Origin of the sequence: Ruminococcus sp. 210702-SL.1.03, assembly GCF_020559915.1 — a bacterium.
GTDB lineage: Bacteria > Bacillota > Clostridia > Oscillospirales > Ruminococcaceae > YE71.
Genome location: NZ_JAJCLZ010000152.1, coordinates 1 through 306 on the forward strand (window position 1 = coordinate 1; position 306 = coordinate 306).

General features: G+C 42.2%; 1 protein-coding gene. It reads left to right on the forward strand.

Features of this window, described 5'->3' with window-relative positions:
- The coding region (locus LI114_RS13890; protein ID WP_227221155.1) for a transposase at positions 1-306 on the forward strand (306 nt) is incomplete at both ends.

The following is a 306-nucleotide window of genomic DNA, read 5'->3' on the forward strand; positions in this document are numbered from 1 at the left end:
AAATCATCGAAAAAAGACAGACCCGTACAGACGAAATTGAGCAGAAGATCATGGCGATGTACGCTAAGGGAATGTCTCAGCGTGATATTGAGGACACTCTTCATGAGATCTACGGTTCAGAAATTTCTCAGGGACTCATTTCCCGTATAACCGACAAGATCCTTCCCGAAGTAAACGAGTGGCAGAACAGACCTCTTGACAGTATTTATCCTGTCGTTTTCTTTGATGGAATCGTTTTTAATTCGCGCAAAGACAATAAAATCATCAATAAGTGCGTGTACTCTGTACTCGGTATCAACATGGAGG